This window comes from Nocardia amamiensis (assembly GCF_015477605.1).
Taxonomy (GTDB): Bacteria; Actinomycetota; Actinomycetes; order Mycobacteriales; family Mycobacteriaceae; genus Nocardia; species Nocardia amamiensis_A.
On sequence record NZ_JADLQX010000123.1, the window covers coordinates 1 to 1,973 of the forward strand.

The 1,973-nt window shown below is 62.7% G+C and carries 2 protein-coding genes and 1 pseudogene; all 3 read left to right on the plus strand.

Annotation, left to right across the window (positions count from 1 at the left end):
* Positions 1-559 precede the first annotated feature (559 nt).
* Positions 560-937, plus strand: a pseudogene (locus tag IU459_RS40295) (AAA family ATPase); the annotation flags it as partial.
* A 68-nt stretch (positions 938-1,005) separates the two neighbouring features.
* Entirely contained in the window at positions 1,006-1,482 is a 477-nt protein-coding gene (locus IU459_RS39140; RefSeq protein WP_228839044.1) for a hypothetical protein, read from the plus strand.
* Between the two features lies 1 nt (position 1,483).
* Entirely contained in the window at positions 1,484-1,849 is a 366-nt protein-coding gene (locus IU459_RS40300; RefSeq protein WP_369123110.1) for a TniQ family protein, read from the plus strand.
* Positions 1,850-1,973 lie beyond the last annotated feature (124 nt).

A 1,973-nucleotide genomic window follows, 5' to 3' on the forward strand; every position in this document is an offset into this window, starting at 1 on the left:
ACCGAAAAGGTGCTCCTACAACCTCGATCTTCGACCCTCAGTAAGTCGAATTATCGCAGGTCAGAGCACCTTTTCGCTATTCCCGACACGAAGTGCCGGGAAAAGCATGAATGGCCGAGGCTAGTGCGTTCCGGCTGCACCTGACCTCCTCCTTGCGCGCGGGTTACGTGCGCGTATTACTCACGTCGTGCTGGTTGGATGAGTTGAATCCGATCGGACGGATCGCGTTCCGGTAGATTGTCCGGACACGAACTACGCCGATCCGAACGCCGTCGTCCGGGAGCGAGGTTGGGCTGGTGAACCGCCGAGGTGCCGAGTGTCTCCAGCGGAGAACCGCAAGCTCCAGGGCACGATCTGAGGTGATGACGCCGTCATCACCAGGCGGCGGACCCATGCGCTGACGCCGTGATGACCGGGTCATCAGCAGAGGTGGTATCGTCTGTCGCGAAATGTAGTGACGCGTCGCGAAACGGCAGTTGAGCGTCGGTGATATGTGTGAGTCGGCTTGCTGACCTGGTAGAACAAGGAGAGGCCCGACGAGGTTCAAGTCCTCGTAGGAATCGCACAGGGCAAGACCGAGACCGCCTGCGAGCTCGCGGCCGCGTTCGAAGACGCCTGGCTCGACGCGCACGCCCAACTCAACCCGAACGCGATTCCCGGCACCCGGGATCTGCACGCCCCGGTCGCCTACGTCCAGACCCCGGTGACCGCGAAACCGAAATCCACCTGCCAGGCGATCCTGGACTTCTACGGCGCCGACTACAAGCGAATGAACCTGCCGCAGCTGACCAGACAAGTCCGCGCCTCACTGCACGACCACGCTACGAAAGTGCTGCTGCTCGACGACATCACCCGGTTGAAGATGCACCGCGCCGACGACCAGGACACCCTCGACCTGATGCGCGCGTTCATGAGCATGCACACCACGCTGGTGCTCATCGGGTCGACATCCCCCGCTCCGGGCTGCTGCGAGAAGGCCGCCACGACCCGCGCACCGGGCAATGGGTGTTCCCGCCACCACCCCCGGATCTCGCAGACGACGAAGCGACCCAGACCGAACGCCGCTTCGACCTGCTTCACCTCGAACCGTTCCGCTACAACACCCCCGCCGGCGTCGCCGCCTGGATTGCCCACCTCGACGGGCTTGCGCAGAGCATGCGACTGTTCGACGCCGCACCCGACATGCTCACCGGCGGCAACATGCCCGAATACCTGTTCCGCCGCACCAACGGCGTCGTCGGGCTACTCGAGCGCCTCATCGAGGACGGCTGCACCGAAGCCATCAACACGGGCGTCGAGAACCTCACCTCGGACCTGCTCGACACCATCACCATCAACCTCGGCAACATCCCCGGGCCCGCCCGCACCAACGACGAAATCCTCAACATTCCAATAACACCCGGACCCGAGAAACGAAAGCGGAGACGCAATACCGTCTTCGACGACCGCGGCCTGCCGCCAGCCATCGGAAACCCAGGCTGACATGCGCAGACCACGACCGTTGCCGCGCAGTCTGGACCCAATACCGGACGAGTCGTTACCGGGATACATCCTGCGCTTGGCCCACAGACTCGACCTCACACCGGCGAGGAGCGTCATGCTGACGATGTCGTCAACGGACGGTCTCCGGCACGCCTGTCGAAGTTCTCACGAAACGATGGTCCAACTCGCTCCTGCGACCCACGACCAGTTCACGACCATGACGCAGCTCGAGTCCAGTGAGGCCGACGCGCTTACGCTCGGATCGTTCGCCGCGCGATATCCCATCCCACCGGAGCCAACCAATTCCAAAAGCTACGGCAGCCTGTTCACTCATCGAACATGGTGGCTGCTCACGGGCCCGACCTGAGATTCCCCCGCTGAGCCGGAGAGCGGATTACCTGGTTCCGACTGGAACCGGTTGATGGTAGCTGGCTTCGTATTCGTCGGGTGAACGCCAACCAAGCTTCTTCTGGATGCGCTGGGTGTTGTAC

Excerpts from the sequence above, each read along its gene's own strand:
- IU459_RS40300 (WP_369123110.1), top strand. The coding sequence starts at position 1,484 with ATGCGCAGACCACGACCGTTGCCGCGCAGTCTGGACCCAATACCGGAC.